This window comes from Allobosea sp. Tri-44 (genome assembly GCF_004123845.1).
GTDB lineage: Bacteria > Pseudomonadota > Alphaproteobacteria > Rhizobiales > Beijerinckiaceae > Allobosea.
In genome coordinates this window covers 187,359-213,413 of sequence record NZ_NBDP01000023.1, presented here as the reverse complement: position 1 = coordinate 213,413, position 26,055 = coordinate 187,359, and the positions used below count along the sequence as shown (strand labels likewise).

Genomic DNA, 26,055 nt, shown 5'->3' with positions numbered 1-26,055 from the left:
AGACGGATGAGGGGTCGCAGCGCGTCTGCCGGCTAGCGCAGCGAGGCTGACCGGAAAGCTCGCGCGACCCCTCACCCCAGCCCTCTCCCGCAAGGGGAGAGGGGGTCTGTCGCGGAACGCGCGCCCTAATTGGAAGCCCGACCCATGCCCCGATCAGCCTTCCTCGACCTCGCCCGCCCGAGCCGGCGGCACTGGCTCGGCTATCTGCTGCTGGCGCCGGCGGTGCTGCTGATCGCGCTGATCATCGTCTATCCGCTCTTCGTCTCGGTCGATCTCTCCTTCCAGAACGTCAACATCGCCCGGCTCGACCAGCCGCGCCGGCCGTTCACCACCGCCAATTACGAGCGGCTCTTCGCCTCCGAGGAGTTCTGGTACGCCTGCTGGGTGACGTTCAAGCTCGTCACTATCGTCTCGTTCTTCTGCTTCCTGCTCGGGCTTAGCACCGCGCTGCTGGTCAACAACCGCTTCAAGGGCCAGGCGCTGGCGCGCCTGCTCGTCGCCCTGCCCTGGGCAATCCCGGAGGTGATCGCCGTCGTCATCTTCGCCTGGCTGTTCGATTCCTCCTTCGGCCTGATGAACTGGCTCTTCATCAAGCTCGGCCTGGTCGACCAGACGATCAACTGGTTCTCCTCGCCTGACGCAGCCTTCGCCGTGGTCTGCACGGTGATGGTCTGGAAGGGCTATCCCTTCGTCTCGATCATGATGCTGGCCGGTTTGCAGTCGATCCCGGAGGATTTCTACAACGCCGCCAAGGTCGATGGCGCCCGCGCCTGGCAGCGGCTCATCCACATCACCATCCCCTCGCTGATGCCGGTGATCGGCGTCACGCTCGTGCTGGTGATGCTCTGGGTCTTCCGCGACTTCTCGATCATCTACGTCTTGACCGGCGGCGGCCCGCTGAAGGCGACGCAGTCGCTCTCGATCATGACCTACGAGCAGGCCTTCGGCTTCTTCAAGATGGGCTACGCCTCCGCCATCGGCGTCATCACCCTGATCGTCTGCGTGATCGCGAGCCGGCTGATGATCGCCCGCGCGCCGGACAATATCTGAGGAGGCGGCGATGAGACGGAAAACCACACGTCACGCCCTGCTCTATGCCGGCGTCGCCCTGACCTGCGCCATCCTGGTCTTCCCGATCTACTGGCTCGTCGTCACCGCGCTCTCCGAGCCGAGCCAACTCCGGCAATTGCCGCCGAGCTTCTGGCCAGCTGAGCCGCGCTGGGGCGTGTTCGGCCAGATCATGGCCGAGCGGCCGATCCTGCTCTGGCTTGGCAACTCGGCCTTGGCGGCGATCGGTGCGGTCGCGATCTCGATGGTGGTCTCGGTGCTCGCCGGCTACAGCCTGTCGCGCTTTCGGGTGCGCGGCGGCCAGTCGCTCGGGCTGTTCATCCTGACCGCCAAGATGCTGCCGGCGACGCTGCTGGTGATCCCGCTCTTCGGCATCTTCCGCAATCTCGAGCTGATCGGCAGCCTGTGGTCGATCATCCTGGCGCACGCCACGCTGATCATCCCGTTCACGACCTGGATGCTGAAGGGCTATTTCGACACGATCCCGCGCGAGCTCGAGCAGGCGGCGATGGTCGACGGCTGCTCGCCGCTCGGCGCGCTGGTCCGGGTGATCCTGCCGGTCTCGGCGCCAGGGCTGGCGGCGACGGCGCTCTACGGCTTCGTGCTGTCCTGGTCGGACTATGCCTATGCCCGCACCTTCCTGACCAACGCCCAGGGCAACTGGACCGCCAATCTCGGCATCACCACGATGAAGGGCGAGTACATCTCGAACTGGAGCGACATCTCCGCCGCCTCCATCCTCGTCGCCCTGCCGATCCTCGCGATCTACCTTGTCCTCGAACGCTATCTCGTCGGCGGCCTGACGGCCGGGGCCGAGAAGTAAGAGAACCTGCATGGCTGGAATCCGCATCGACAGCGTCACCAAATCCTATGGCGGGCTCACCGTCCTCAAGGCGTTCTCGCTCGACATCGCCGATGGCGAGTTCGTCGTCCTCGTCGGCCCGTCCGGCTGCGGCAAGTCGACCATGCTCAAGATCCTCGCCGGGCTGGAGGAAGCTTCCTCCGGCACGATCTCGATAGGCGAGCGAGATGTCACCGACCTCGCGCCGGGCGACCGCGACATCGCCATGGTCTTCCAGAACTACGCGCTCTACCCGCATCTGACGGTCGCCAGGAACATGGGCTTCGGCCTGAAGATGCGCGGCACCGACGCCGCCGAGATCGAGCGGCGTGTCGCTGACGCCGCCAAGATTCTCGGCATCGACCATCTGCTCGAACGCCGGCCCCGCGCCCTCTCCGGCGGCCAGCGCCAGCGCGTCGCGCTCGGCCGGGCGATCGTGCGCGAGCCGCAGGCCTTCCTGATGGACGAGCCGCTCTCCAATCTCGACGCCAAATTGCGCGTCCATACCCGCGCCGAGATCAGCGCCCTGCACAAGAGGCTGCGCGTCACCACGATCTACGTCACCCACGACCAGACCGAGGCGATGACGATGGCCGACCGCATCGTCATCATGAAGGATGGCGTGATCCAGCAGATCGCACCGCCCGATGTGATGTTCCGCGAGCCGGCCAATCTCTTCGTCGCCGGCTTCATCGGCTCGCCGGGCATGAACTTCCTCAAGGCAAAGGCCGAGGCTGCGAGCGATGGAGCCACGGCAAAGCTTTTCGGCCATGATGTGGCGCTGCCCGTCGCGAATGCCGCTGCGCTCGCCGGCAAGGACATCGTCGTCGGCCTCAGGCCCGAGCACATCACAGCCGGGGCAGGGCAGGTCCCCTTCACAGTGACGCCGAGGCTGATCGAGAGCCTCGGCAGCGAGCAATATGTCTATGTCGACCTGCCCGAGGAACACCGTCGCGAGGCGGGCTCCGGCGGCGAGGACGAGGCGCGGCGGACCTCGCTGATCGCCCGCCTGATCAATCAGGAGCCACGACCGCGCGAGGCGACGCTGACGCTGTCCTTCGACCCGGCCCGACTGCACGTCTTCGATGCCGCCAGCGGCGAGGCGATCCGATGAGCACCATCCTGGTCACCGGCAGCGCCGGGCGCGTCGGCTCGCGCGTCGCCCGGCAACTGCTCGACGCGGGGCATCCCGTCACCGGCTTCGACCTGCGCGCCAGCGGCATTGGTCATCCCGCTTATCGCGAGGTGCTCGGCGGCTTCGACGACCGAGCCTCCGCAAGGAAGGCCGTGCAGGGTGCGGAGGTGATCCTGCATCTCGGCGCCTTCATGTCCTGGCTGCCGGCCGACCGCGACAGGCTGTTCTCCGCCAATGTCGAGGGCACGCGCGTGCTGCTGGAGGAGGCCGCGGCGGTGAAGCCGAAGCGCCTCGTCTTCGCCTCCTCCGGCGAGGTCTATCCCGAGAACGTGCCGGACTATCAGCCGATCGACGAGGATCATCCGCTGAAGCCGCGCTCGCCCTATGGTTTGAGCAAGCTGCTCGGCGAAGAGATCGTGCGCTTCTTCGAGCGGACGAGCGGCACCCCGGCGACGATCTTGCGCTTCTCGCATACGCAGGATGCGAGCGAACTGCTCGATCCCGGCAGCTTCTTCTCCGGCCCGCGCTTCTTCCTGCAGCCGAAGATCCGGCAGCAGGACGGCTTCGGCAATGCTGCCGCCGTCGCGGCCCTGCGGGCCATCGACGACGGGCGCGAGGCCTTGGTGCTGTCGCGCAACGAGGCCGGCCGGCCCTTCCGCATGCACATCACCGACACGCGCGACATGGTCGCCGGCATCCTGCTGGCGCTGTCGGACGAGCGCGCCGCCGGGCGCACCTATAATCTCGGCGCGACCGAACCGGTCGACTTCGCCGCCGCCCTACCAAGGATGGCGGAGTTGACGGGGCTGCCATTGAAGACCATCGACCTGCCCGGCGCCGGCGTCTTCTACGAGACGTCGAACGCCAGGATCCGGACCGAACTGGGATTTGAGCCGCAATGGACCTTCGAGCGCATGATCGGCGAGGCAGTGCAGACGCGGGTGAAGCGCGCGTCCTGACGCCGGGCGAGCGCGACGTCCCGACCGGCGCGGCTGCCCTCGCCAAGGGCCTCTATTTGCTCGACGTGATCGGCGAGGCATCGGCGCCGCCGCGCTTTCGCGACCTGCAGGCCGCGACCGGCCTGCCCAAGGGCACGCTGGCGCGCATGCTCAACACGCTCCTCACCTTCCGCCTGATCCGGCACGAGGAGAGCGACAACACCTACAGGCTCGGCCACCGCCTGTTCGAGCTCGCCCACCGCGTCTGGGAATCCTTCGACCTGCGCGGCGCCGGCGCGCCGGCACTCGACCGGCTCGCCGAGGAGACGCGCGAGACCGCCGCGCTCTGCGCCATCGACAATGGCGAGCTGCTCTATATCGACCAGCGCAGCCGCGGCGGCCCTTATGGCTTTCGCATCGAGATCGGCCGGCGCGCGCCGCTGCATTGCACCGCCGGCGGCAAGGCTTTGCTCGCCTTCGTCCAGCCGCATGAGCAGCGGGCGCTCGTCGATCGGCTCAAGCTCGAACGCTTCACCGAGACGACGATCATCGAGGAGGAAGCCCTCGCCGCCGACCTCGCTCTGACACGGGCGCGCGGCTACGCCGTCTCGCAGGAGGAGCATGTCGCCGGCGTCGCCTCGGTGGCGGCGCCGATCTTCGACCATACCGGCCGCGCCGTTGCGGCGATCGGCGTGTTCGGCCCGTCCTCGCGCCTGACGCGGGAGCGGTTGCACACCACCGGCCGCGACCTGATGGCAGCTGCCAGGCAGATCTCCGGCAATGTCGGCGCGACACAGATGAACATCAGCCCAGCGCCGCGCTCGGCTCGGCCAGTCGATCCCAATGTCCAATGCGTCCTGCCCTGGGGCGCGCATCTCGCCGAGGGGCCCTATTGGTCGGCCGGCGAGCAGCGGCTCTACTGGGTCGATATTCTCGCGCCCTCGGTCAACCGTTTCGACCCGGCGACCGGCAACAACGAGGAGGTGACGCTGCCGCGCCTGGTCAGCGCCGTGCTCGGCCGCCGTGGCGGCGGGCTGGTGGTGCTGACGCAGGAAGGGCTGGAGGCCTTCGATTTCGCCAGCGGGCGGCTGACGGCGCTCGCCGACCCTGAGGCCGACATTCCCGACAACCGCTTCAACGACGGCAAATGCGACCGGCAGGGCCGACTCTGGGCCGGGACGATGCGGCTCGACGCCAGCCGCGCCTCCGGCGCGCTCTACGCGATCGCACCCGATCTCTCCTGGCAACGGCAGGAGAGCGGGCTGACCGTCGCCAATGGGCTCGACTGGAGCCCGGACGGCCGGACCTTTTACTTCGTCGATTCCGCCCATAGCCGCATCTACGCCTATGAGTTCGAGGCCAAGGCCGGGACGCTCGCCAATCGCCGCGTCTTCGCCGAGGTCTCCGGCCGACCGGATGGGCTCGCCGTCGACGCCGAGGGCTTCGTCTGGTGCGCGATCTGGGATGGCTGGTGCCTGCACCGCTATGCGCCGGACGGCAGGCTGGATCGGGAGGTCTGGCTGCCGGTGCCGCGCCCGACCAGCCTCGCCTTCGGCGGGCCGGACCTCAAGACGCTGTTCATCACTTCGGCGCGCATCCGCCTGCCCTCGCGAGTTCTGGCCGAAGCGCCGTTCTCGGGCGGGCTCTTCACCTTGCCGGTCGACGTGCCCGGCCTGCCCGCCGCGGAGTTCGGCGGTTGAGGGTCGAAGCCAGCTATCCCGATCTTGCCGGCAAGGCGGCCCTCGTCACCGGCGGAGCCGACGGCATCGGCCGCGCCGTCGTCGAGGCCTTGGCGCGGCAAGGCGCCAGGGTCGCCTTCCTCGACATCGATGCCATGCGCGGCGAGCAGCTCGCGGCCAAGCTTTCGGCGGCCGGCGGCACGGTCTCGTTCCATGAAGTCGACCTGCGCGACATCCCGGCGACGCAAGCCGCGATCGCCGCGGCCCGTGCCCTCCACGACCCTTTCGCCATCGGCGTCAACAATGCCGGCCATGACGAGCGGCACGAATTCGAGGCGGTGACGCCGGAGTACTGGGACGACCGGCTCGCCGTGAACCTCCGGCCGATGATGTTCGTGGCGCAGGCGCTGGCGCCGGACATGCGCGGCCTCGGCGGCGGGGCGTTGGTCAACCTGTCCTCGACCTCGTGGATGAAGGGCTCGCCGCACATGATCGCCTACACCACGGCGAAATCGGCGGTGATCGGCTTCACCCGCTCGCTGGCGCGGGGGCTCGGGCCCGATGGCATCAGGGTCAATTGCGTCACGCCGGGCTGGGTGATGACCGAGCGCCAGCGTACCAATTGGTGGACGCCGGAGAAGGGCGCGGCCAACCAGGCCGCACAGGCGCTGAAGGGCGAGATCCTGCCGGAGGACATCGCCCAGATGGTACTCTTCCTCTGCTCCGACGTCTCGCGCATGTGCACCGGCCAGAACTTCATCGTCGATGCCGGCACGGTCTGAGCCGATGAACCCGCTCGACGGCCTGCGCGCGACGCTCGATCCGGCCGCCATCGTCACCGATCCGCAGGCGATGGCGCCGCAGCTCACCGACTGGCGCGGCAAGCACCGGGGCGCGGCACTCGCCCTGCTCCGCCCCCGCAGCGTCGAAGAGGTCTCGGCCATCCTGCGCTGGGCAACGGCGACCCGCACGCCGATCGTGCCGCAAGGCGGCAATACCGGCTTGTCGGGAGGCGCGACGCCGGATGGCTCAGGCAAAGCGGTCGTGCTCTCGCTGGCACGCCTCAACCGGATCAGAGCGATCGACACCAAGGGCGACACGCTGACCGCCGAGGCCGGCTGCATCCTCGCTGATGTCCAGCAAGCGGCGGCTGCGCAAGACCGGCTCTTTCCGCTCTGCCTCGGCAGCGAGGGCTCGTGCCAGATCGGCGGGGTGGTCTCGACCAATGCCGGCGGCATCAACGTCATCCGCTACGGCACGGTGCGCGATCTCGTGCTCGGCCTGGAGTATGTCCGTGCCGACGGCGCCGTGATCCAAGGCCTGAAGCCACTGCGCAAGGACAATGCCGGTTACGCGCTGAAGGAGCTTGTCATCGGCTCGGAAGGCACGCTGGCGGTGGTGACGGCAGCGACCTTCCGGCTGTTTCCAAGGCAGCGTGTCAGCGCTACGGCACTGTGTGGTCTCGACAGCCCATCGGCCGCGCTGAAGCTGCTATCCTTGCTGAAGCAGTCGGCCGGCGAACGCATCTCCAGCTTCGAACTGATGTGCGATGGCGAGATGGGCCTCGCTCTCGATCTCGTACCCGGCACCGCCTTTCCCCTCGAACGGCGCCACAGCTGGTATGTCTTCATCGAGCTCGGCGATAGCGACCCGGCCGGGCGGGTTGGCGAATTGCTGACCAAGACACTCGCGACGGCGCTGGAGCAGAGCCTATTGCAGGACGCCGCGATCGCGCAAAGCGAGGCGCAGGCCAAGGCGATCTGGCATCTGCGCTTCGCCGTCGCAGAAGCGAACCGCCGTGCCGGCCCGACCGTTTCGCACGATACCAGCGTCGCGGTCGCCGATGTCCCGGCCTTCATCGCGGCGGTCGAGGCGATCGCCGCCGAGCGCTTCTCGGAGGCGAGAACGTTCTTCGTCGGCCATGTCGGCGACGGCAATATCCATGTCGTCCTGCTGTTCCCGCAACAAACCCCGCGGGATCAGCTCGGCGAACTCGCCACCACCGTCAACGAGCGCATCTTCGCGATCATCGGCGATTTCGGCGGCAGCATCACTGCCGAGCACGGCATCGGCCGTAGCCTCACCAATGCGCTGTTGCAGTCAGCCCAGCCGGGGGCGCTGGAGCTGATGAGAGCGGTCAAGCTGGCCTTCGATCCGCTCGGCATCCTCAATCCCGGCGCGGTGCTCGCGCGAAGGTGAAGCAACCCTGCGATCGGGCGAAGCCCCCGGAATACGTGAACTGTTCCGGACAGAAAAGCAGCGGACACGTTACTTTAGAATACGTGTAAATTATTGTATTTGCTAACCAATTCGCTCTGGTTTAACTGCTGGGGACGGTCGCCTTCCATGCTGTCCCTTTCCGGGTCGGTGCTCCGCGATCACCCGAGGACGCTTCCATTGAGGCCGGCCTCGCCCTGAAAGCGCTCCCGCCAGTGAGGAGCGTCGCAAGACCGTGGACCAGAGTCGATGCAGCGTTTGATCGGTACAATCCTGTTCGCGGCGAGCCTCGCCGCCGCCCCGATGACAAGCTCTATCGGCCTCGCCCAGACCGCGCCGGCCGAAACTCCTCCCGCCTCCCAGGCCAGCCCCTCCGGCGCCCATGGCGGAACTCTCCCGGCGCCAGGCGCCGCCGCGCCGGCAGCTCCAGCTCCCACGGGCCAGGTCGCTCCGGCCGCCCCGGCGCCGATCGCTGTCCCCGCAGCCACCCCGGCCCCGGCTCTAAACCCGGCACCAACACCCGTGACGGCGCAGGCGACGCTGCCGCACGACCTGTCGCCCTGGGGCATGTTCATGGCCGCCGACATCGTCGTGAAGGCGGTGATGCTCGGCCTCGCCTTCGCCTCGCTGGTGACCTGGACGATCTGGCTCGCCAAGGCGCTCGAGCTCGCCGCGGCCAAGACGCGCGCGCAGCGGGCCGTGCGCCGACTGGTGGAAGCAGCGAACCTCGACGAGGCGGCGCAGGCGATCACCGGGCGCAAAGGGCGGGCACGCGGCACCGTGGCCGAACTGGTCGGCGCCGCCCAGAGCGAGCGCGAGCGCTCCAGCGACCTCGGCGAGGACGGCATCAAGGAGCGTGCTGCCATCGCGCTGTCACGGATCGAGGCCCGCGCCGGCCGTTCGATGGCGCGCGGCACCGGCCTGCTCGCCACCATCGGCTCGACGGCGCCCTTCGTCGGCCTGTTCGGCACGGTCTGGGGCATCATGAATTCGTTCATCGGCATCAGCCAGTCGAAGACCACCAATCTCGCCGTCGTCGCGCCCGGCATCGCCGAGGCTCTGCTGGCGACCGCGATCGGCCTCGTCGCTGCGATCCCCGCCGTGATCATTTACAATGTCTTCGCCCGCGCCATCGCCGGCTACCGCGCCACGCTTTCGGACGCTTCGGGCGAAGTGCTGCGCCATCTCTCGCGCGATATCGAACGGGCGCGCCGCCAAGCTACGTTGCAAGTCCGCGCCAACCTGCATGCGGTCCCGGCCCAGCCGGCGGCGATGCCGCGTGTTCCGGCGGAGTGAGCGATGGCCGTTTCGCTCAAGGAACCGCAGGACGGCGATCTCGGCGAAGTCAGCGAGATCAATGTCACGCCGTTCATCGACGTGATCCTGGTGCTGCTGATCATCTTCATGGTCGCGGCGCCGCTCTCGACGGTCGACGTCGCGGTCGACCTGCCGGTTTCGAACGCGCAAACACAGCCGCGGCCCGACAAGCCGGTCTTCCTGACCGTCAAGCAGGACCTCTCGCTCGCGCTCGGCAACGACACGGTGCCGCGCGAGCAGCTGCAGGCCGTGCTCGACCGCCAGACCAGCAATGATCGCGAGCAGCGCGTCTTCCTGCGCGCCGATGGGGCCGTAGCCTATCGCGAGCTGATGGAGGTCATGAACAAGCTGCGCCAGGCGGGCTATCTCAAGATCGCATTGGTCGGATTAGAGAACACCGGCCAGGGCGCGGCTCAGGGAGCGGTCAAGCCGTGATCACGACCGCGCCGCATCGCCGCTGGCTCACCGCGCTGCGCTGGGGCGCGGCGGCACTCACCGTCGCCGGCCTCCATGGCGGCCTCGCCTGGGTCGGCGTGCACTGGCGCCCGACGGAAGCCGCCGCGGGCGCTCCCGAGCCGGCGGTGATGATCGAGCTCGCCGCCCTCTCGGTCGCGCCCGAAGCGCCGCCGGAGAATCTGCCGGTCGCGCCCGAGCGGGCCGAGCCGGAACCGCCGCCGTCCGAGCCGGTCAAGGAGACACCACTGCCGGAGCCCGAGCCCGAACCCGTTCCCGAGTCGGTCCCGGTCGAGCAGCCAGAGGTCAAGCTGCCCGAGTTGCCGCAGATTCCGAAGCTCGACGCCGTGCTGCTGCCACCTCCGCCCGAGTTGAAGCCGGTGGAGAAGAAGCCGCCGCCGCCAAAGATCGTCGAGAAAAAGGAAAAGCCCAAGCCCAAGCCCAAGGTCGTCGAGCGCAAGCCGGTCGAGCAGCGGGCGAGGGAAGCGGTGGCGCCGAAGCCGTCCGAACAGCGTGCCTCGGCGCCGACCAGCGCGGCGCAGGGCACGGCCAGCCAGCCGACGGTCTCGACCGCCTCCTGGCGCGGCTCATTGATCGCCCATCTCAACCGCTACAAGCGCTTCCCAGGCGGCGCGAGCCCCGGCACCGTCCAGGTCGCCTTCGCGATCGACCGCAGCGGCAATGTGCTGTCCTCGCGCGTCGTCGGCTCGTCGGGCGATTCCGTGCTGGACGCCGAAGCGGCAGCGATGATCCGCCGCGCCAGCCCGGTCCCGGCGCCGCCGGCGGGTGTCGGTGGCGGCGGAGCGCTCTCGCTCTCGGTGCCGATCCGCTTCAGCCGCTAACGCTTCCGCTCAGCGCGGGGCGCTGGGATTCTGGAAGGGAGTGGTCACGGTATCGCCGACCGCGGCTCCGGTGTCTTGAATGTTGTTGCCGAGATGCTCGACCCGGTCGCCAAGGTGGCGGCGTACCTGCGGGTCGACCACCGCGATCGGGGCCGTGACCACAATGCCGGCGGCAGTGCCGACCGCGGCTGCAGCGCTGCCGGTCACCTCGATCAGGCGCTCGCCGAGGCCGACGCGTGAATCGGTGATCGGCTGGCCGTCGACGAGGCGCGTGCCGATCAGCTTCACCACCTCCGGGCTCTCGGCGAACTTGCCGTGATTGAGCTTGTCGCCGGTGCGGAGCTTGGTGAGATTGAGGACCGTGATCTTGTCCGTCTCGAACTCGCTCTTATAGGGCTCGACATCAGGGTCGACGGCACCGAGGCGGTCCTTGCCGCCCCAGACCCGGCGCGAGATCGCCAGCGCGCGATCATCCTGCGAGACGAAGAGCGTGAATTTCGGACGCCGGCCCGTCATTTCCGCGATCTGGGTGCGGAAGACATCCGCGTCGACATCGGGCGAGGCGAGCATGACATTGGCGATCTTTGGCGGGATGCCACGATTGCGCACCGCCATCTGGGTCAAGGCCTCGAGCGCAACCCAGTTACCCATCGAGTGGGCGAGAAGCGAGACCTCGCCGACGGCCGGATCGCGCGCCAGCCCCTGCAACAGGCTCTCCAGCGCGTTGCGCGAATAGGTCGCGCTCTCGCGGTCATAGCCATAGGCGAAGAGCGAGCCGCGCGAGGGCCAGGTGAACAGCACCGGCACGACATTCGCGTCGGAATCGTGGACAATCTGGGCGAAGCGATAGACCGCGTCCTCGAAGCGGTTGTTGAAGCCGTGGACGAAGACCATGACGCGCCGCTTGGGCACCCGCGAGACGCGCTCGTGCAACCGCGCCAGGCCGGTGCGGGCATCGAGCTTGTCGACCTTGAGCGTGACGAAATCGGTCTCGGGATTGCCCGGCAGTCGGCTCGGCCACTGTACCTCGCCGACCTTGCGGCCCGCATCGGGCGGCAGCGAGATCGTCATCTCGACAAAGGCCGGCTTGCCGCGCTCGCCGGAAAACAGCACGCCGGCATCCGGATCGGCTGCCCGCGTGGTCGCCACCAGCATGGTGACCTTGCTGGTGCCCGGCACGGTCGACGCGACCGGCGTCAGCACGCCCTTCACGTCGCCGGCGCAACCGGCGACGAACATCGTCGCAAACACGACCGCGAAGGCGCGCCGGGCAGCCGGCGTCGGCAAGTCTTTGCGGCGGATCGGCATCACGGGCTACCCAGCTGCGGCACGGCGCCCAGACCATGCTGGTGCGCCGCCCGTTGCGTCAAGGACGCCGAAGCCACAGTGGCGGTCAGACCATGTACTGGCCGCCATTGACCTCGATGGTCTGGCCGGTGATGTAGCCGCTCATCGCCGGGCTGGCGAGGAAGAGGAAGACGCCGATATTGTCCTGCGGCGTGCCGACGCGTTCCATTGGCACGGTCTTGCGCATCGTCTCGATCTGCTCGGCCGTCGAATAGCGCTCATGGAACGGCGTCATGATCACGCCGGGAGAGACGCCGTTGACGCGGATGCCGAAGGGCACGAACTCCTTGGCCATGCCGCGGGTCAGGTTGAGCACGAAGGCCTTGGAGCTGGCATACAGCGAAGAACCCGGACCGCCGCCATTGCGCGCGGCGATCGAGCTCAGATTGATCACGCTCGCCCTGCTGCCGGACGTCTTGAGATAGGGCAGCGCCGCCTTGCTTGCCATCACCACCGAGCGGACATTGAGATCGACCACGGCGTCGAAGAATTCGTCCTCGATCTCGGCGATCGGCGTGCGCTTCACCAGCGCGCCGGCATTATTGACGAGCACGTCGAGCCCGCCGAGCGTGTCGGCGGCCTTGTTGACGAGGTCGACCGCCTGCGCGCTCTCGGCGACATCGGCCTGCAGCACATGCGCCTCACCGCCGGCGGCCCTGATCCCGGCGGCGACGGCATTCGCCTCGGCCTCGCTCGACTTGTAGTGCACCACGACCCGCATGCCGTGCGCCGCATAGGCCTTGGCCACGGCGGCGCCGATGCCGGTGCTGGAGCCGGTGACCAGGGCGCGCAGCCCCTTGAGATCGTCGAGCATCGTTCCTCCCGTCGGATACGAGGTTAAATCGTTTCAGGAACGATCTTGCGCGACCCGGCGCGGAACCGCCAGCGCCGGTTCGGCAACCCCGCCATTCGCTAGGGGGTTCAGCCCATGGCCTGGTTGACCAGCGCAAAACGATGCATCGGCCCGGGTGCGGCTGGCGCAGCACCGCGCTCCATCACCACGCTGGAGGCGACGAGCGGCAAGCCGCGTTCGCTCAGCCAGGCGCCGAGGCCGGTGCGGGCCGGCACGTCGATGCGGATGAAATCGCCGCGGCGGGCGGCAAGCAGAGCAGCGATCAGATTGCAGGCGGCGGCATCGTCGACAGCCGCAACCGGGCCGATCAACCAGCCATGCCCGTGGCGGCGCAGGAAGCCGAAGCCGGCCGGAGCCCCATCGCGCTCGATCAGGATCGCGTGGCCGCGGGCCAGCAAGGCTTCGAGGACGGACGCGCGCGGCAGCCCCGTCGCCTCGCCATCGAGCTGCGCCAGCAATGGCAGGTCGGCGGCGACAGCTGGGCGCATGCTCTCGGTTGCGGCAAGGACGGGCGCTGCCAGCTCCGGCCAATCGCCCTGGTGCTGGCGAACTTCGTCGATGGCGATGAACCCGTACCGGGCGTAGAGCGGCTCGCCCTGCGGCGTAGCGACAAGCCCGAGAGTTCGTCCCTCAGTTGCCGCGATCAGCCGCTCCGTCAGCAGCTTGCCGATGCCCTGCCCCTGCCGATCGGGCGCGACGATGATCGTACCGAGCGTGGCGTGGATCGTGCCAAAACCCCACCAGAGCCCGATGCCGACGACGTCCTCCTCACTTGAGACGACGAAGCCCTGGCCAAGCGCGAGCGTGAACTCCCAATCCTCGCGGCGATGCGGCCAACCGATGGCGGCCGAAAGCCGCTGGCAGGCATCGGCATCCGACAGAGTAGCGGGGCGGAGCGTCAGCTGGGTCGACATCATCGCCCGGCCCTCAGCTGCAGCATTCAGCGCAGCCGGATTGCCAGAACGGCGCCTCGCCATTGAGAGGCGGCACCGAGGGGCGCGGCTTCGCGTCAGGCAGGTCCGACGGCACCGGCACGACCAGCTCCCACCAGCGATGGGCGCATTGCGAGCGGAAGGCCATCCGATCGCTGATCGAGGTGTTCTCGCGGGCAAGGATCGCGTCGAGCGCGTCGCAGGCCTTGCGCAGCGAGGCGTCATTCCCATCACCGGGCTCATTCGCATAATCATGGAAAGCGGCGGTGAAGCCCTCCATCTCGCGGGCGATATGCGGCCAGTCCTGCCAGCCGAGGTTCCAGGCGTCCATCCATTCGCGCGCGACGGTCTCGACCGCCTCGGCTTTCGGCCTGCCGGCGACCTTGCGCGCGGTGGTCAGCATATGGCGCATCAGTTCGGCGCGGGCATGGAGCTGGCGGGCGGCGAGCGCGGCCGTCTGCATCGCCAGAATCGCGCGCTCGGCCTCGCGCTGCAGCTCCTCGACGAAATGGGCCATCGCTTCCTCCGCTAGAGCCCGTTATAGACGGATTCACCAATCAGGTTGGACCAACCTGATCGGATCCGGCTCTAGGGCAAGGTCGCGAGCCGGTCGAACAGCCGCTGGAACAGCGCCTCCGCCTCGACGCTCGCGACGACATGGGCATTGGCCTGCCGCTTGAGCCGGCCGTTCCAGTCGATGGTGGTGCGGCCCCGCAAGGGGCCGTCCCCGGTCTCGACCTCGACAAAACAGTCGCGCCCCGAAAAGAGTTCCGGCCAGAGCAGGAAGGCGATCACGCAAGGGTCGTGCATCGGATGCCCGGCAGTGCCGAGTCCGCGGGGGCGCGGGCGCGTCAGCATGCCATGCACGGCCCTACCCGCCGCATTGCCGAAGGAAAGAAGGCGCGCGACCTGCTCGTGCGAGGCGATCGCCTGATGGGTGACGCCGAGGCCGAACATCACGATCGGCCGGCCGCAGCCGAAGACGATCGCGGCGGCGTGCGGGTCGACATGAACGTTGAACTCGGCCGCCGGCGTGATGTTGCCGAGCGCCAATGCGCCGCCCATCAGCACGATGCGCCTAACCTTGGGCAGCACATCCGGCGCCAGCCGGAAGGCCAGGGCAAGATTGGTCAGCGGCCCGAGCGGGCAGAGCGTTACGCCGTCGTCCGGTGCGGCGCGCAGGATAGCGATGAGTGCGTCGACCGCATGGGTTGCGCTAGCCGTGCCACGCGGCGGCGGCAGATCGGCACCGGCAAGGCCGTCGGGCCCGCAAACGAATTCGGCGGTCGAGAGCGGGAAGAGCAGCGGCCTGTCGGCACCGGCATGGACGGGCACGTCCTCACGGCCGGCGAGCTCGCGAATGCGCAGCGCGTTCGCAGTGGTCAGGGCGAGCGGGACATTGCCGGCAACGGTAGTGATCGCCTTGAGATCGAGTTCCGGGCTGGCGAAGGCGAGCAGCAGGGCGACGGCGTCGTCCTGGCCAGGATCGGTATCGATGATGATGGTCTCGCGCGCCATGTCAGTGTCCGTTCGAGAATTCGTCAGGGCGTGGCGAGACTGGTGTTTTTCGAGCATCGGAGCGCAGCGTACTCCAAGTACGTGAGCACCGAAGCGCAGAAGAACGCCAGTCGCAGACCGCCATCACGAATTCGCAAACGGACACTCAGGCCGCCCTGGCGTTGCCGGCCATGATCATGTGGCTGAGATCGTCGGCGGTGAGGTTGCCGAGCGGCCGGTCGACGTACTTTCGGCCAGTGCCCATGATCACATGCCTTCCCTCAGCGTCAGGAACGGACGCTGGTCAAGCGGCGCGGTCCTTCATGCCGCCATCGGTCAGCCGGTACCAGGCGATGATCGCCGAGACATAGAGCTCGTTCAGCGCGTGCAGCGGCAGCGGCGTGATCGGCACGACCGGGAAGGGCAGGCGTGTCCTGTCACCACTGTGCAGGTATTCGGCCATCGCCTTGCCCATCGCCGTCTGCAAGCCGATGCCACGGCCCATGCAGCCGATGTCGACGAGCAGGCCTGGCTCCGGCTCATGCAGATGCGGCAGGAAATCGCGGGTCAGCGCGACGCGGCCGCACCAGCGATAGTCGAAGCGCAGCCCCTTGGCTTGCGGATACATCTTGCCGACGACGCGCTCGAGATGGGCCCAGTCGGCGGCATCGCGCGGTTCCCGGAAAGGACCGCGCCCACCCATCAGCAGGCGGTTTTCGTGGTCCTTGCGGAAATAGAGCAACAACTGGCGGGTGTCGGAGGTCACCTGGCCCTCGGGAAGGATCGTGCCGGCGAGATTGTCGGAGAGCGGCTCGGTCGCGACGATGAAGGAGTTCGGCCGGATCACGGTCTGGCGCAGTTTCGGGATCAGATCGCCGGTGTAGCCGTTGGTCGCGATCACCACGCGCGGCGCGGTCACACTGGCGCCCTGTGCGGTCCGCACCACCCAATCGCCGCCATCGCGGCGCAAGTCCGTCACCGGGCTCTGACCGTGGATCACAGCGCCCGCCTTCTGCGCCGCCCGGGCGAGGCCGCGGGCATAGGCGAGCGGCTGAACACCACCGCCGCGCGGATCGAGCCAGCCGCCGAGATAGCGATCAGTGCCGATCAGACGACCGACGGCATCGGCGTCGAGAAAGCGAGCGGATACGCCGCGCGCAGCCCATTGCTCGGCGCGGCGCTTCACGGTCTCGACCATGGCCGGCGTATGCGCGCCCTGGATCCAGCCGGCGCGGCGATACGGCACATCCATGCCGTGCTTCTCGATCAGTCCGAAGACGAGATTGGCGGTGGAGCCGACGAAGGAGACCAGAGCCTCGCCCGCCTCGGGCCCGTATTTGGAGACGATCTCGCTGGGATCGTATTTGATGCCAGGAATGACCTGGCCGCCATTGCGGCCCGACGCGCCCCAACCCGGCTCGTGAGATTCCAGAACGACGACCGCGACGCCGGCATCGGCGAGATGCAGCGCTGTCGACAGGCCGGCATAGCCGGCGCCGACGATGCAGACATCGGCGCGGACATCGCCCGCGAGCGGCGGCGTCTGGGCTGCGGCCGGCGCAGTCGCATGCCAGAGCGAGGGCTGCAGCGGGAAGGGTTCGGCCATGTCGACTTCCTCAGATCGGCTTGAGCACGCGGCGCAAAAAGTCCTGCGTGCGCGGATTGCGCGGCGCGCTCAGCACTTCGCGGGCGGCGCCCTCTTCGACGATGACGCCGCCGTCGAGGAAGAGCACGCGATCGGCGACCTCGCGGGCGAAGCCCATTTCGTGGGTCACGACCAGCATGGTCATGCCCTCCTCGGCGAGGCTCTTCATCACGCCGAGGACCTCGCCGACCAGTTCCGGATCGAGCGCCGAGGTCGGCTCGTCGAACAGGATCGCCTTGGGCTGCATGGCGAGGGCACGGGCGATGGCGACACGCTGCATCTGGCCGCCCGAAAGCTGGGCCGGATAGGCGCCGAACTTGTCGGCGAGGCCGACGCGGGCGAGCAGGTCGCGGCCGCGCTCCAGTGCCTGCGCCGGCGGCTCCTTCTTCACATGGATCGGCCCCTCGACGACGTTCTCGAGCGCGGTCCGGTGCGGGAACAGGTTGAAGCGCTGGAACACCATCGCCATGGCGGTGCGGATGCCGACGATCGAGCGGTCGGCGCGGTCGACCCTGGCACCGTCGATCAGGATCGAGCCGCCATCATAGGCTTCGAGCCCGTTGATGCAGCGCAGGATTGTCGACTTGCCGGAGCCGGACGGGCCGATCAGGCAGACGACCTCGCCGCGCTGGACACTTCCGGTGATGCCCTTCAGCACCTGATGGGCGCCGAAGCTCTTGGTGACGGCGGAGAGCTCGATCATCGCTTGGCTCCCTTGCCGAAGCGGCGTTCCAGCCAGCCGACGAAGGCGATCAGCGGCAGGCTCATCGAGAGATAGAGCAGCGCCACCAGCGTGTAGACCGTCATGTTCTTGAAGGTCGACGAGGCGAGCAGCGAGCCTTGCAGGGTCAGCTCGGCCACGGTGATCGTCGAGGCCTGCGAGGAATCCTTCAGCATCATGATCATGATGTTGCCGTAGGGCGGCAGCACGATCTTGACCGCCTGGGGCAGGATCACCCGGCGCATCATCATGCCCCAGCCCATGCCGATCGACTGGGCCGCCTCGATCTGGCCGTGGTCAACCGCCTCGATGCCGGCGCGGAAGTTCTCGGACTGATAGGCCGAATAGGCGATGCCGAGGCCCAGGATCGCCGCCTGCAGCGCGGTCAGCGAGATGCCGAACTCCGGCAGCACGAAATAAATGTAGAAGAGCTGCACGAGGATCGGGATACCGCGCAGCGTATTGACCACGACCTTGGCGATCAGCACGAGCCAGCCGATGCCGGAGACGCGCATGAGTGCCCAGACGAGGCCAAGCGCGGTCGACAAAGCCAGCGAGCCGAGCGTCACCAGGATCGTGAACTTCAGCCCCTGCAGCAGCAGAGGCAGGAATTGGGCGGCATCACGCAAAAAAGCTTGCATCGGAGCTCGGCGTCACGGGAAGGTCGCGGCGATGGATCGGCCTCAACCCCGTCAGCCGGATCGCGCAGGACCCGGCCGGGGCATAGGTCGACAGGTCTCCAAGGCGCTTATTCCAGGCCCCATTTGGCGAGGATCTTGTCGAGCGTGCCGTCGGACTTGACCTTGGCGAGGCCGGCATTGACCTTCTTCAGCAGTTCGCCGTCGCTCTTGCGCACGCCGATGCCGACCGAGCCGGTGATGATGGGCTTGTAGGACTTGACCAGCCGGACGTTCGGGAACTGCCCCTGCTTCAGCGTGTAGGCCATGATCGGCGCATCGGCGAAGGCGGCCTGGACGCGGCCGGCGTTGACGTCGGCGAGGATGTCCGGCGACGTCTTGTAGAGCTTCACCTCGGGGAACAGGCCGGTCTTCTGCAACGCGTCGACATAGGCGGTGCCGATCTGGGCACCGACCGTGTAGCCCTTCATGTCGGCGAGCTCGACATAATCCTTCTTGTCCGCGGCGGGGACCAGCAGCCCCTCGCCATAGGTGTAGATCGGGTCGGAGAAATCGATCACCTCCTTGCGCGCCGGGGTGATGTACATCGCCGCCGAGATCAGATCGATCTTGCTCGCGGTGAGCGAGGCGACCAGCGTCGAGAACTGCATGCCTTCGACCTCGACCTTCAAGTCCGAAGCCGCGGCGATCGCCTTGACCAGGTCGACCATCACCCCTTCGATCGTGTTGGTCTTGGTGTCGAGGAAGGTGAACGGCATGCCAGTCGGCGTCGAGCCGACCTTGAGGACGGACTGTGCGGCAGCCGGCGATACGGAAGCGGCAATGGCGCCTCCGGCCAGCAGGGTCAGGAAGGTCCGGCGTTCCATGACAGTATCCCCTTATTTGTCCGTGCGCCCGGTTCAGGCACCGGCTCGTATTTTCATGAGCATGAAGATACGAGCATAGGACGATCTTGCCGGCAAGCGATTTTCATGCACATGAAATAAGCGATGAAGGATTCGCGATGAGCCTGCCTGCCGCCGACCTGCCGCATCTGCATGTCGACCGCGAGATCGGCGCGCGCCTGCGCCAGCTCCGGCGTGCACGCCAGCTGTCGCTGGAGGAGCTTGCGAGCCGCACCGGGCTCTCGATCGGCTTCCTCAGCCAGATCGAGCGCGGCCTGTCCTCGCCTACATTGCGCGTGCTCGCTGCCGTCGCCGATGCGCTCGGCGTCGCGATCTCCGAGCTCTTCCCCGCCGACACACGGCGCGCCGACCCAACCGCCACAATCGTGCGCCAGACCGATCGCGGCGAATTGCAGCTCTGGCGCTCCGGCATCCGCAAGCAGTTGCTCACGCCGCAGGCCGAGGGCGCGAAGCTCAACCTCTTCATCGTCGAGATGGAGCCCGGCGCCAGCACTGGCGACGAGCACTACATCCATAATGGCGAGGAAGCCGGCCTCGTGCTGAGCGGCACCATGCTGCTCAATGTCGAGAACGAGAGCTGGGTCATGCGCGAAGGCGACAGCTTCCGCTTCCTGTCCTCGCGCCCGCATCGCTTCGCAAATCAGCACGACGGCGTCACCCGCGTACTCTGGGTCAACTGCCTGTAGCTGACATCGCCCTGCGCTCAGCGCATAACGACGCCCTTTTCAGACACTCCGCTCTGCGTCTAAGCCAATGCCGCCATGAGGAAAGGCGGCTGGACACAGCGCTTCTCCCAGCATGATCGTTGACCAGGGAAACGCAAGGGAGGTCGGTATGGCAGGGCAAGCCGCCAGCGAGACCGTCCCGTTGGGCTCCGCATCCGGGCCGCAGCGGCACACCATCCGTGTGATCCGGATCAGTGCGCCGGCAGCATCGGTGCCGAGCGATCGTGCCCTCCCTCCCAGACAGCTAACCAGCCCTACCGCGCCAGAGGAAACGCAGCCATGACACAAGCGCGACGGCACCAGCACGACCCTTCAAACGGAACAACGACAGGCATGGCCGACAGGGTCGAAGTCGACGGCGAATTCCAGGTTCCCTTGCGGGACGGCGCCATGCTGCGCGCGCTGTCGCAAGGGCAAGGCCGGCCGCTGCTGCTGGTCAGTGGTCTCGCCGGCAGCGCGGCCTTCTGGGACGACAATGCCGCGACGCTCGCCCGTTCTTTCAAGGTGCTGCGCTTCGACCAGCGCGGCATCGGTGCCAGCGATCGGGGCAATGCGCCCTGCACGATCGACCAGCTGGCCCAGGACTGCCTCGCCGTTCTCGACGCCGCCGGCGTCGAGCGCGCCACGGTCCTCGGCCATTCGACCGGCGGCTGCATTGGCCTGTCGCTGGCACGCCAGGCGCCGGAACGTCTCGACGGGTTGATCGTCAGCGGCGGCTGGCTAAAGCAGAACCGCTATATGACCGCGCTGTTCGAGACCCGGCTCGCCATCCTCGACCAGCATCCGCGTGCCTACGCCGCGACCGCCGCGCTGATGGCCTACCCACCCACCTGGCTCCAAGCGCATTGGAGCGTCTACGAGGCAGCCGTCGCCGCCGCGCCCGCCACGCCCGAGGCGAAGCAGGTCGTGCGCGAACGCATCGACGCGCTGCACGCCTTCGATGGCTCGGGCTGGGCCGGGGAGATCGCCTTGCCGACCCTGATCCTCGGCGCCCGTGACGACCTCATCGTGCCTGCCTTCCTGCAAGAGGAACTCGCCGCCGCCATGCCGGGAGCGCGCAAGACGCTGCTCGATTCAGGCGGGCACTTCTTCCCGATCTCCCGCCCGGATGCCTTCACTGCCAACGTGGCCGAATGGATCGGGGGCCTGTAGAGCCGGATCCGATTAGATTGAGTCAACCCACGCACCGCGACGAACTGCCCCCCTATCCAACGGAACAGGCTGCGCTATCTCAGAAGGAGTCTAAGCTGAGAAGAGACGAGACCCATGAGGCTGCCCATGAGACTGACCGCCAGCGCCACCCTGCTTGCCCTCGCCGCTGTTTTCGTCACGACCAGCGCCCAGGCGCAGGACGTCTCCGCCGGCGAGCGTTCCTGGAACAAGTGCCGCGCCTGCCATCAGCTCGGCGAAGGCGCCAAAAATCTGGTCGGCCCGCAGCTCAACGGCCTGTTCGGGCGTCATACCGGCGAGGTCGAGGGCTACAGCTATTCGGCCGCCAACAAGGGCGCGGGCATCACCTGGGACGAGGCGGTCTTCGCCGAATACATCAAGGACCCGAAGGCCAAGATCCCCGGCACCAAGATGATCTTCGCCGGCATCAAGAACGAGAAGGAGATCGCCGACCTCACCGCCTACCTCAAGCAGTTCGGCAAGGACGGCAAGAAGCTCTGAGGCGAAGCGCCGTTTCGGGATCGGTCCGGCTCACCATTTCGTGAACGCAGCGGACCGTTCCGCGGACAGAGCGGCCCACTTGCTTGAAGCCAGCCGCTCCAAAAAGAATTGCCGGCTATACAATCCACTGGCGAGCCTTCCAGCGAATCACCATATGCTGCCGCTTGGGCAGGACATGGGCAGGGGCTTGGGGAGGTCGACAAGAGTGGCAAAGGCGGCGGCCGGCAAGCGGGCGGCGGAGCCGAAGGTGCAGATCGGCGCCATACCGTACCGGCATAGGCCGGATGGCATCGTCGAGATCATGCTGGTGACGACGCGGGAGACGCAGCGCTGGATCGTACCGAAAGGTTGGCCGATCCGCGGGCTGAAAGGCCATGAAGCCGCGGCGCGCGAAGCCATGGAGGAAGCTGGTCTCCTTGGTGAGGTCGGCAAGAAGCCCGTCGGTCGCTACACCTACTGGAAACGGCGCACCCGCGACTTCGTGCTGTGTAAGGTCAGGCTCTATCTGCTCGCGGTGAAGGAGCAGCTGCCGACCTGGCCGGAGCAGGAGCAGCGCCGCTGCCAATGGTTCACCCAGGCCGATGCAGCCGACCTCGTCGACGAGCCGGCACTGGGCGCGATCCTTCGCAGCCTGAAGTTCAAGGCACTCTGACGGCTATTTCAACGCGCATCGTGGAAGATCAGCCCGGTCGTATAGCGCTCGCCCGAGCGCACCCGGCTGACGCCATGACGCAGATTGACGCGATAGGTCCCGCGCGTGCCCTGCACCGGGCGGTGCTGCACGGCGAAGATGGCAGCCTCGCCCTGTCGCAGCGGTATGACCTCGGGCCGGGACTGCATGCGCGGGCGCTGCTCGACCAAAGTGAACTCGCCGCCAGTGAAATCCCGGTCCGGCTCGGAGAGCAGGATCACCATCTGGAACGGGAAGAACAGGTCGCCATAGAGGTCCTGGTGCAGGCAGTTGTAATCGCCGGCGCCGTATTTCAGCAGCAGCGGCGTCGGTCTCTCCTGCCCTTGCGCATGGCAAAGCGCCAGGAACGCGTCGAGCGCTTCGGGATAGCGCTGGTCGATGCCGAGCGCGGCATTCCAGCGATTGGCGATCGGCGCGAGCCGGGCGTAGATCAGCGGCCGCAGCACCGCGACCGCATCAGGCAGCGGGTAGGAAAAGTACTGGTATTCGCCACGACCGAACCCGTGACGCGACATGACGATGCGGCTGCGGAAATGCTGGGGCTCGGCATAGAGCGCACGCAGCGCGGCGCAGGTTTCGGCAGCGAACAACGGCCCGGTCAGGCCGACGCCATGCTCGTCGAGTTCAGTCTCGATCCGCTGCCAATCGAGGGCCGCCACAGCGGCTTCCATCGTCTGCGGCCCCGCCGTGTCGGCCGTTCGCGTCGCCATCGCCATGTGCCGCTTCCTTCTCCAGATCGATCGAGCGCGATGAAGCGCGCCGTCGTCGGCTCGCGACACCCGGTTTCTGCCCGGCAGGAAGCCGGCCGAGCCGTCGCGACAATCCAGAAAAGTAACCGCTTGACCTTCCCATGATGGGAAGGTGTAGCCATCTTCCAATGAGAGAAGGAAGGTGATGCGTCATGACGATGCATGCGAAGCATGAAGCGCCCGCAGCCGAGCCCATCACGATCGATATTCCCGTCGAGGGGATGACTTGCGCGTCCTGCGTCGGACGAGTGGAAAAGGCGATCTCGGCCGTACCGGGTGTCAGCGAGGCCCAAGTCAATCTGGCGACCGGCAAGGCGCGGGTGACGCTGGCCGGCGGCAGTATTGAAGCGGTGGCCGAGGCGATCCGCAAGGCCGGCTATGAGCCGGGCGCGATCGATATCACGCTGACGATCTCCGGAATGACCTGCGCGTCCTGCGTCGGCCGGGTCGAGAAGGCGCTGCGCGCAGTGCCGGGCGTGCTCAAGGCCGAGGTCAATCTCGCGACCGAGCGGGCGACCGTCCGGGTCGCCGATGACAGCATCACGCCGGCGCTCGTCGCGGCCGTCACTGTCGCCGGCTACGAGGCCAAGCCCCTCGACGACGGACGCAGCGACGACAGCGATGCCGCCGCCGCGCGCCGTCAGGCGGAGCAGACCGCGCTCGCGCGTTCCGTCGTCGTCGCGGCACTGGGGACGCTGCCGCTGCTGGTGCTCGAGATGGGGCCGCATCTGAGCGAAGCCTTCCATCACTGGCTCTACGCCCGCGTCGACGCCTTCGTGCTGAAGCTCATCGCCTTCGGCCTCACCACCATCGTGCTGTTCGGTCCGGGCCTGCGCTTCTTCCTGAAGGGCTGGCCGGCGCTGCTGCGGGCTGCGCCCGACATGAACGCGCTGGTCATGCTCGGCGCCGGCGCGGCCTATGCCTATTCGGTGGTCGCGACCTTCGCGCCCGACTGGCTGCCTGATGGTACGGACTATACCTATTTCGAGACCGGGGCGGTGATTGTCACCCTGATCCTGCTCGGGCGCTGGTTCGAAGCCCGGGCCAAGGGCCGCACCAGCGAGGCGATCAAGCGGCTGGTGCAATTGCAGGCGCGCTCGGCCCGCGTGCTGCGCGACGGCGTCGAGAGCGAGATCGCGATCGAGCATGTCCGGGTCGGTGACCTCGTGCTGGTCCGGCCGGGCGAGAAAATCCCGGTCGACGGCGAGGTCGTCGAAGGCGCCTCCTATGTCGACGAAGCCATGGTGACCGGCGAACCCGCCCCCGCCCATAAGAGCGTCGGCGCCAGCGTGATCGGCGGCACCATCAATCGCAACGGCGCGCTGCGCTTCCGGGCGGAGAAGGTCGGCGCCGATACGCTGCTCGCCCAGATCCTGCGCATGGTCGAGCAGGCGCAGGGCGCCAAGCTACCGATCCAGGCGCTGGTCGACCGCGTCACCAACTGGTTCGTGCCGGCGGTGATCGCCGTCGCGCTGCTGACCTTCGCGGCATGGCTGGCGTTTGGCCCCTCTCCCGCTTTGACCTATGCGCTGGTCAACGCCGTCGCGGTGCTGATCGTCGCCTGCCCCTGCGCCATGGGCCTGGCCACCCCGACCTCGATCATGGTCGGCACTGGCCGTGCCGCCGAGCTCGGCATCCTGTTCCGCCAGGGCGCAGCCTTGCAGGGCCTGAGCGAGGTCGCCACCATCGCCTTCGACAAGACCGGCACGTTGACCAAGGGCCGGCCCGAGGTGACGCGTTTCATCGCCGCCGAGGGTTTCGCCGAGGGCGAGGCCTTGCGCCTGGCAGCCTCTGCCGAGAGCGCTTCGGAGCACCCCTCCGCCGAGGCGATCGTCGCGGAAGCGAAGCGGCGCGGGTTTACGCTCGCTCCGGCCGCCGATTTCGCGGCCGAGCCCGGCCTCGGCATCTCGGCCCGGGTCGAGGGCCGCGACATCCTGGTCGGATCGGCCAGGTTGATGGCCGAGCGCGGCATCGCCGCGTCAGCCTTCGCCGAGCAGGCCGCAGCCTCGGCCCGCAGCGGCGAGAGCCCACTTTACGTCGCGATCGACGGCAGGCTCGCCGGCCTCGTCGCCGTCGCCGACCAGCTGAAACCGGGCACGCCGGCGGCGATTTCCGCACTCAAGGCGCTCGGCCTGCGCATCGTCATGGTGACCGGTGACAACCGTGCCACCGCCGAGGCGATCGCGGCCCGGCTCGGCATCGACGCGGTCGAGGCCGAGGTGCTGCCGACCGACAAGGCGGCGATCGTCAAGCGGCTACAGGCGGGCGGCGGCCAAGGTGGCGGCAAAGTCGCCTTCGTCGGCGACGGCATCAACGACGCGCCGGCGCTGGCCCAGGCCGATATCGGTATTGCCATGGGCGCCGGCACCGACATTGCGATCGAGAGCGCCGATATCGTGCTGATCTCCGGCGATCTCACCCACGTGCCGGAGGCGATCGGCCTGTCCAAGGCGACGATGACCAATATCCGCCAGAATCTCGGCTGGGCCTTCGGCTACAATGTCCTGCTGATCCCGGTCGCCGCCGGCCTGCTCTATCCGATCTGGGGCGTGCTGATGTCGCCGGTCTTCGCCAGCTTCGCCATGGCTTTTTCCAGCGTCAGCGTGCTCGCCAACGCACTCAGGCTGCGCCGGTTCGCGGTGCGGCAGGACATCACTGCGGCGGCGCCAGACGCAGCTCCGGCCACTGCCTTTGGGAGGATCGGATGAATATCGGACAAGCCGCAGAGGCTTCAGGTGTCAGCGCCAAGATGATTCGCTATTACGAGCAGATCGGGCTGATCGAACCGCCGACGCGCTCGCAATCGGGCTACCGGGTCTATGCCGAGCCGAACGTCCATACGCTGCGCTTCGTGCGCCGTGCCCGCAGCCTCGGCTTCTCGGTCGATGAGACCGGGTCGCTGCTGACGCTCTGGCGCGACCGTTCGCGGGCAAGCGCCGACGTCAAGCGGCTCGCACTCAAGCATGTTGCAGAACTCGAGGAGAAGGCGGCGGCACTGCAGGCGATGGCGGCGACGCTGCGCCATCTCGCGAGCAACTGCCATGGCGATCAGCGGCCGGACTGCCCGATCCTCGACAAGATCGGCGCTAGCAACTGAGCATTCCCGGTCAGACCGGACTATTCCGCACTCTGCAAAGCAAAACGCCGGAAGCCATTCCTGGCTCCCGGCGTTCTCGGAAATTGGACAGCAG

Annotated in this window: 26 protein-coding genes; 16 read left to right on the top strand and 10 right to left on the bottom strand. The window is 67.6% G+C overall.

Translation table 11 applies throughout. The features are described from left to right. Positions 1 to 144 precede the first annotated feature (144 nt). The 10 genes from B6S44_RS16110 to B6S44_RS16065 all read left to right on the top strand — a co-directional run bounded on the left by B6S44_RS16110 (position 145) and on the right by B6S44_RS16065 (position 10,490). Positions 145 to 1,050, top strand: a complete 906-nt coding sequence (locus B6S44_RS16110; protein ID WP_129157911.1) for a carbohydrate ABC transporter permease — start codon at positions 145 to 147, stop codon at positions 1,048 to 1,050. Between the two features lie 10 nt (positions 1,051 to 1,060). Then, entirely contained in the window at positions 1,061 to 1,891 is an 831-nt protein-coding gene (locus tag B6S44_RS16105; RefSeq protein ID WP_129157910.1) for a carbohydrate ABC transporter permease, read from the top strand. Between the two features lie 10 nt (positions 1,892 to 1,901). Continuing rightward, complete coding sequence (locus tag B6S44_RS16100) at positions 1,902 to 3,023, top strand: ABC transporter ATP-binding protein (RefSeq protein ID WP_129157909.1); 1,122 nt, start codon at positions 1,902 to 1,904, stop codon at positions 3,021 to 3,023. Beyond that, positions 3,020 to 4,003, top strand: a complete 984-nt coding sequence (locus tag B6S44_RS16095; protein WP_129157908.1) for an NAD-dependent epimerase/dehydratase family protein — start codon at positions 3,020 to 3,022, stop codon at positions 4,001 to 4,003. Before B6S44_RS16100 ends, B6S44_RS16095 begins: the two co-directional genes overlap by 4 nt. Next, positions 3,943 to 5,682, top strand: a complete 1,740-nt coding sequence (locus tag B6S44_RS16090) for an SMP-30/gluconolactonase/LRE family protein (RefSeq protein ID WP_129157907.1) — start codon at positions 3,943 to 3,945, stop codon at positions 5,680 to 5,682. The genes B6S44_RS16095 and B6S44_RS16090 overlap by 61 nt, the downstream gene beginning before the upstream one ends. Next, complete coding sequence (locus tag B6S44_RS16085) at positions 5,679 to 6,443, top strand: SDR family NAD(P)-dependent oxidoreductase (protein WP_129157906.1); 765 nt, start codon at positions 5,679 to 5,681, stop codon at positions 6,441 to 6,443. The genes B6S44_RS16090 and B6S44_RS16085 overlap by 4 nt, the downstream gene beginning before the upstream one ends. Further along, a complete protein-coding gene (locus B6S44_RS16080) occupies positions 6,427 to 7,860 on the top strand; it encodes an FAD-binding oxidoreductase (protein ID WP_129157905.1) in 1,434 nt (477 codons plus the stop codon). The genes B6S44_RS16085 and B6S44_RS16080 overlap by 17 nt, the downstream gene beginning before the upstream one ends. 267 nt (positions 7,861 to 8,127) lie before the next feature. Beyond that, on the top strand, positions 8,128 to 9,174 hold the full coding sequence (exbB, locus tag B6S44_RS16075) for a tonB-system energizer ExbB (RefSeq protein ID WP_129157904.1): 1,047 nt from the start codon (positions 8,128 to 8,130) through the stop codon (positions 9,172 to 9,174). Between the two features lie 3 nt (positions 9,175 to 9,177). Beyond that, positions 9,178 to 9,630: a TonB system transport protein ExbD gene (gene exbD, locus B6S44_RS16070; protein ID WP_129157903.1), complete on the top strand. Its 453-nt coding sequence runs from the start codon at positions 9,178 to 9,180 to the stop codon at positions 9,628 to 9,630. Further along, on the top strand, positions 9,627 to 10,490 hold the full coding sequence (locus B6S44_RS16065; protein WP_129157902.1) for an energy transducer TonB: 864 nt from the start codon (positions 9,627 to 9,629) through the stop codon (positions 10,488 to 10,490). The genes exbD and B6S44_RS16065 overlap by 4 nt, the downstream gene beginning before the upstream one ends. 9 nt (positions 10,491 to 10,499) lie before the next feature. On the opposite strand, the gene B6S44_RS16060 is transcribed toward B6S44_RS16065, so the two are convergent. The 9 genes from B6S44_RS16060 to B6S44_RS16025 all read right to left on the bottom strand — a co-directional run bounded on the left by B6S44_RS16060 (position 10,500) and on the right by B6S44_RS16025 (position 18,989). Then, the gene (locus B6S44_RS16060; RefSeq protein ID WP_129157901.1) at positions 10,500 to 11,798 is read right to left on the bottom strand and encodes an alpha/beta hydrolase; all 1,299 of its coding nucleotides are present in this window, start codon (positions 11,796 to 11,798) and stop codon (positions 10,500 to 10,502) included. An 85-nt stretch (positions 11,799 to 11,883) separates the two neighbouring features. Next, positions 11,884 to 12,651, bottom strand: coding sequence for an SDR family NAD(P)-dependent oxidoreductase (locus tag B6S44_RS16055; RefSeq protein ID WP_129157900.1), 768 nt, complete (start codon positions 12,649 to 12,651; stop codon positions 11,884 to 11,886). Between the two features lie 107 nt (positions 12,652 to 12,758). Beyond that, positions 12,759 to 13,607 (bottom strand): GNAT family N-acetyltransferase, encoded by an 849-nt coding sequence (locus B6S44_RS16050; protein ID WP_164985850.1) that lies wholly within the window; start codon positions 13,605 to 13,607, stop codon positions 12,759 to 12,761. Positions 13,608 to 13,617: 10 nt separating this feature from the next. Further along, positions 13,618 to 14,139 (bottom strand): hypothetical protein, encoded by a 522-nt coding sequence (locus B6S44_RS29380; protein WP_164985849.1) that lies wholly within the window; start codon positions 14,137 to 14,139, stop codon positions 13,618 to 13,620. Between the two features lie 71 nt (positions 14,140 to 14,210). Continuing rightward, entirely contained in the window at positions 14,211 to 15,140 is a 930-nt protein-coding gene (locus B6S44_RS16045; RefSeq protein ID WP_129157898.1) for a nucleoside hydrolase, read from the bottom strand. Positions 15,141 to 15,423: 283 nt separating this feature from the next. Then, positions 15,424 to 16,725 carry an NAD(P)/FAD-dependent oxidoreductase gene (locus tag B6S44_RS16040; protein WP_129157897.1) on the bottom strand — a complete coding sequence of 434 codons (1,302 nt, stop codon included), beginning with the start codon at positions 16,723 to 16,725 and terminating at the stop codon, positions 15,424 to 15,426. Positions 16,726 to 16,735: 10 nt separating this feature from the next. After that, on the bottom strand, positions 16,736 to 17,467 hold the full coding sequence (locus tag B6S44_RS16035; protein WP_129157896.1) for an amino acid ABC transporter ATP-binding protein: 732 nt from the start codon (positions 17,465 to 17,467) through the stop codon (positions 16,736 to 16,738). Further along, positions 17,464 to 18,126 carry an amino acid ABC transporter permease gene (locus B6S44_RS16030; protein ID WP_129157895.1) on the bottom strand — a complete coding sequence of 221 codons (663 nt, stop codon included), beginning with the start codon at positions 18,124 to 18,126 and terminating at the stop codon, positions 17,464 to 17,466. The genes B6S44_RS16035 and B6S44_RS16030 overlap by 4 nt, the downstream gene beginning before the upstream one ends. A gap of 107 nt (positions 18,127 to 18,233) precedes the next feature. Further along, positions 18,234 to 18,989 (bottom strand): ABC transporter substrate-binding protein, encoded by a 756-nt coding sequence (locus tag B6S44_RS16025; protein WP_129157894.1) that lies wholly within the window; start codon positions 18,987 to 18,989, stop codon positions 18,234 to 18,236. Between the two features lie 137 nt (positions 18,990 to 19,126). Between B6S44_RS16025 and B6S44_RS16020 the strand changes: the two genes are divergently transcribed. From B6S44_RS16020 to B6S44_RS16005, 4 genes are all read left to right on the top strand, one after another. After that, the gene (locus B6S44_RS16020) at positions 19,127 to 19,714 is read left to right on the top strand and encodes a helix-turn-helix domain-containing protein (RefSeq protein WP_129157893.1); all 588 of its coding nucleotides are present in this window, start codon (positions 19,127 to 19,129) and stop codon (positions 19,712 to 19,714) included. Between the two features lie 372 nt (positions 19,715 to 20,086). After that, entirely contained in the window at positions 20,087 to 20,905 is an 819-nt protein-coding gene (locus B6S44_RS16015; RefSeq protein ID WP_129157892.1) for an alpha/beta fold hydrolase, read from the top strand. A gap of 126 nt (positions 20,906 to 21,031) precedes the next feature. Continuing rightward, the gene (locus tag B6S44_RS16010) at positions 21,032 to 21,424 is read left to right on the top strand and encodes a c-type cytochrome (RefSeq protein WP_129157891.1); all 393 of its coding nucleotides are present in this window, start codon (positions 21,032 to 21,034) and stop codon (positions 21,422 to 21,424) included. A gap of 205 nt (positions 21,425 to 21,629) precedes the next feature. After that, a complete protein-coding gene (locus B6S44_RS16005) occupies positions 21,630 to 22,076 on the top strand; it encodes an NUDIX hydrolase (protein WP_248309620.1) in 447 nt (148 codons plus the stop codon). An 8-nt stretch (positions 22,077 to 22,084) separates the two neighbouring features. On the opposite strand, the gene B6S44_RS16000 is transcribed toward B6S44_RS16005, so the two are convergent. After that, positions 22,085 to 22,831, bottom strand: a complete 747-nt coding sequence (locus B6S44_RS16000) for a 2OG-Fe(II) oxygenase (protein ID WP_129157890.1) — start codon at positions 22,829 to 22,831, stop codon at positions 22,085 to 22,087. A 185-nt stretch (positions 22,832 to 23,016) separates the two neighbouring features. Here B6S44_RS16000 and B6S44_RS15995 point away from each other — a divergent pair, with 185 nt between their 5' ends. Beyond that, positions 23,017 to 25,572, top strand: coding sequence for a heavy metal translocating P-type ATPase (locus tag B6S44_RS15995; protein ID WP_248309619.1), 2,556 nt, complete (start codon positions 23,017 to 23,019; stop codon positions 25,570 to 25,572). After that, complete coding sequence (gene cueR, locus B6S44_RS15990; protein WP_129157889.1) at positions 25,569 to 25,961, top strand: Cu(I)-responsive transcriptional regulator; 393 nt, start codon at positions 25,569 to 25,571, stop codon at positions 25,959 to 25,961. The genes B6S44_RS15995 and cueR overlap by 4 nt, the downstream gene beginning before the upstream one ends. Positions 25,962 to 26,055: the final 94 nt, after the last annotated feature.

Excerpts from the sequence above, each read along its gene's own strand:
- B6S44_RS16110 (WP_129157911.1), top strand. The coding sequence starts at position 145 with ATGCCCCGATCAGCCTTCCTCGACCTCGCCCGCCCGAGCCGGCGGCAC.
- B6S44_RS16105 (WP_129157910.1), top strand. The coding sequence starts at position 1,061 with ATGAGACGGAAAACCACACGTCACGCCCTGCTCTATGCCGGCGTCGCC.
- B6S44_RS16100 (WP_129157909.1), top strand. The coding sequence starts at position 1,902 with ATGGCTGGAATCCGCATCGACAGCGTCACCAAATCCTATGGCGGGCTC.
- B6S44_RS16095 (WP_129157908.1), top strand. The coding sequence starts at position 3,020 with ATGAGCACCATCCTGGTCACCGGCAGCGCCGGGCGCGTCGGCTCGCGC.
- B6S44_RS16090 (WP_129157907.1), top strand. The coding sequence starts at position 3,943 with ATGGACCTTCGAGCGCATGATCGGCGAGGCAGTGCAGACGCGGGTGAA.
- B6S44_RS16080 (WP_129157905.1), top strand. The coding sequence starts at position 6,427 with ATGCCGGCACGGTCTGAGCCGATGAACCCGCTCGACGGCCTGCGCGCG.
- exbB (WP_129157904.1), top strand. The coding sequence starts at position 8,128 with ATGCAGCGTTTGATCGGTACAATCCTGTTCGCGGCGAGCCTCGCCGCC.
- exbD (WP_129157903.1), top strand. The coding sequence starts at position 9,178 with ATGGCCGTTTCGCTCAAGGAACCGCAGGACGGCGATCTCGGCGAAGTC.
- B6S44_RS16060 (WP_129157901.1), bottom strand. The coding sequence starts at position 11,798 with ATGCCGATCCGCCGCAAAGACTTGCCGACGCCGGCTGCCCGGCGCGCC.
- B6S44_RS16055 (WP_129157900.1), bottom strand. The coding sequence starts at position 12,651 with ATGCTCGACGATCTCAAGGGGCTGCGCGCCCTGGTCACCGGCTCCAGC.
- B6S44_RS16050 (WP_164985850.1), bottom strand. The coding sequence starts at position 13,607 with ATGATGTCGACCCAGCTGACGCTCCGCCCCGCTACTCTGTCGGATGCC.
- B6S44_RS29380 (WP_164985849.1), bottom strand. The coding sequence starts at position 14,139 with ATGGCCCATTTCGTCGAGGAGCTGCAGCGCGAGGCCGAGCGCGCGATT.
- B6S44_RS16045 (WP_129157898.1), bottom strand. The coding sequence starts at position 15,140 with ATGGCGCGCGAGACCATCATCATCGATACCGATCCTGGCCAGGACGAC.
- B6S44_RS16040 (WP_129157897.1), bottom strand. The coding sequence starts at position 16,725 with ATGGCCGAACCCTTCCCGCTGCAGCCCTCGCTCTGGCATGCGACTGCG.
- B6S44_RS16035 (WP_129157896.1), bottom strand. The coding sequence starts at position 17,467 with ATGATCGAGCTCTCCGCCGTCACCAAGAGCTTCGGCGCCCATCAGGTG.
- B6S44_RS16030 (WP_129157895.1), bottom strand. The coding sequence starts at position 18,126 with ATGCAAGCTTTTTTGCGTGATGCCGCCCAATTCCTGCCTCTGCTGCTG.
- B6S44_RS16025 (WP_129157894.1), bottom strand. The coding sequence starts at position 18,989 with ATGGAACGCCGGACCTTCCTGACCCTGCTGGCCGGAGGCGCCATTGCC.
- B6S44_RS16020 (WP_129157893.1), top strand. The coding sequence starts at position 19,127 with ATGAGCCTGCCTGCCGCCGACCTGCCGCATCTGCATGTCGACCGCGAG.
- B6S44_RS16015 (WP_129157892.1), top strand. The coding sequence starts at position 20,087 with ATGGCCGACAGGGTCGAAGTCGACGGCGAATTCCAGGTTCCCTTGCGG.
- B6S44_RS16010 (WP_129157891.1), top strand. The coding sequence starts at position 21,032 with ATGAGACTGACCGCCAGCGCCACCCTGCTTGCCCTCGCCGCTGTTTTC.
- B6S44_RS16000 (WP_129157890.1), bottom strand. The coding sequence starts at position 22,831 with ATGGCGATGGCGACGCGAACGGCCGACACGGCGGGGCCGCAGACGATG.
- B6S44_RS15995 (WP_248309619.1), top strand. The coding sequence starts at position 23,017 with ATGACGATGCATGCGAAGCATGAAGCGCCCGCAGCCGAGCCCATCACG.
- cueR (WP_129157889.1), top strand. The coding sequence starts at position 25,569 with ATGAATATCGGACAAGCCGCAGAGGCTTCAGGTGTCAGCGCCAAGATG.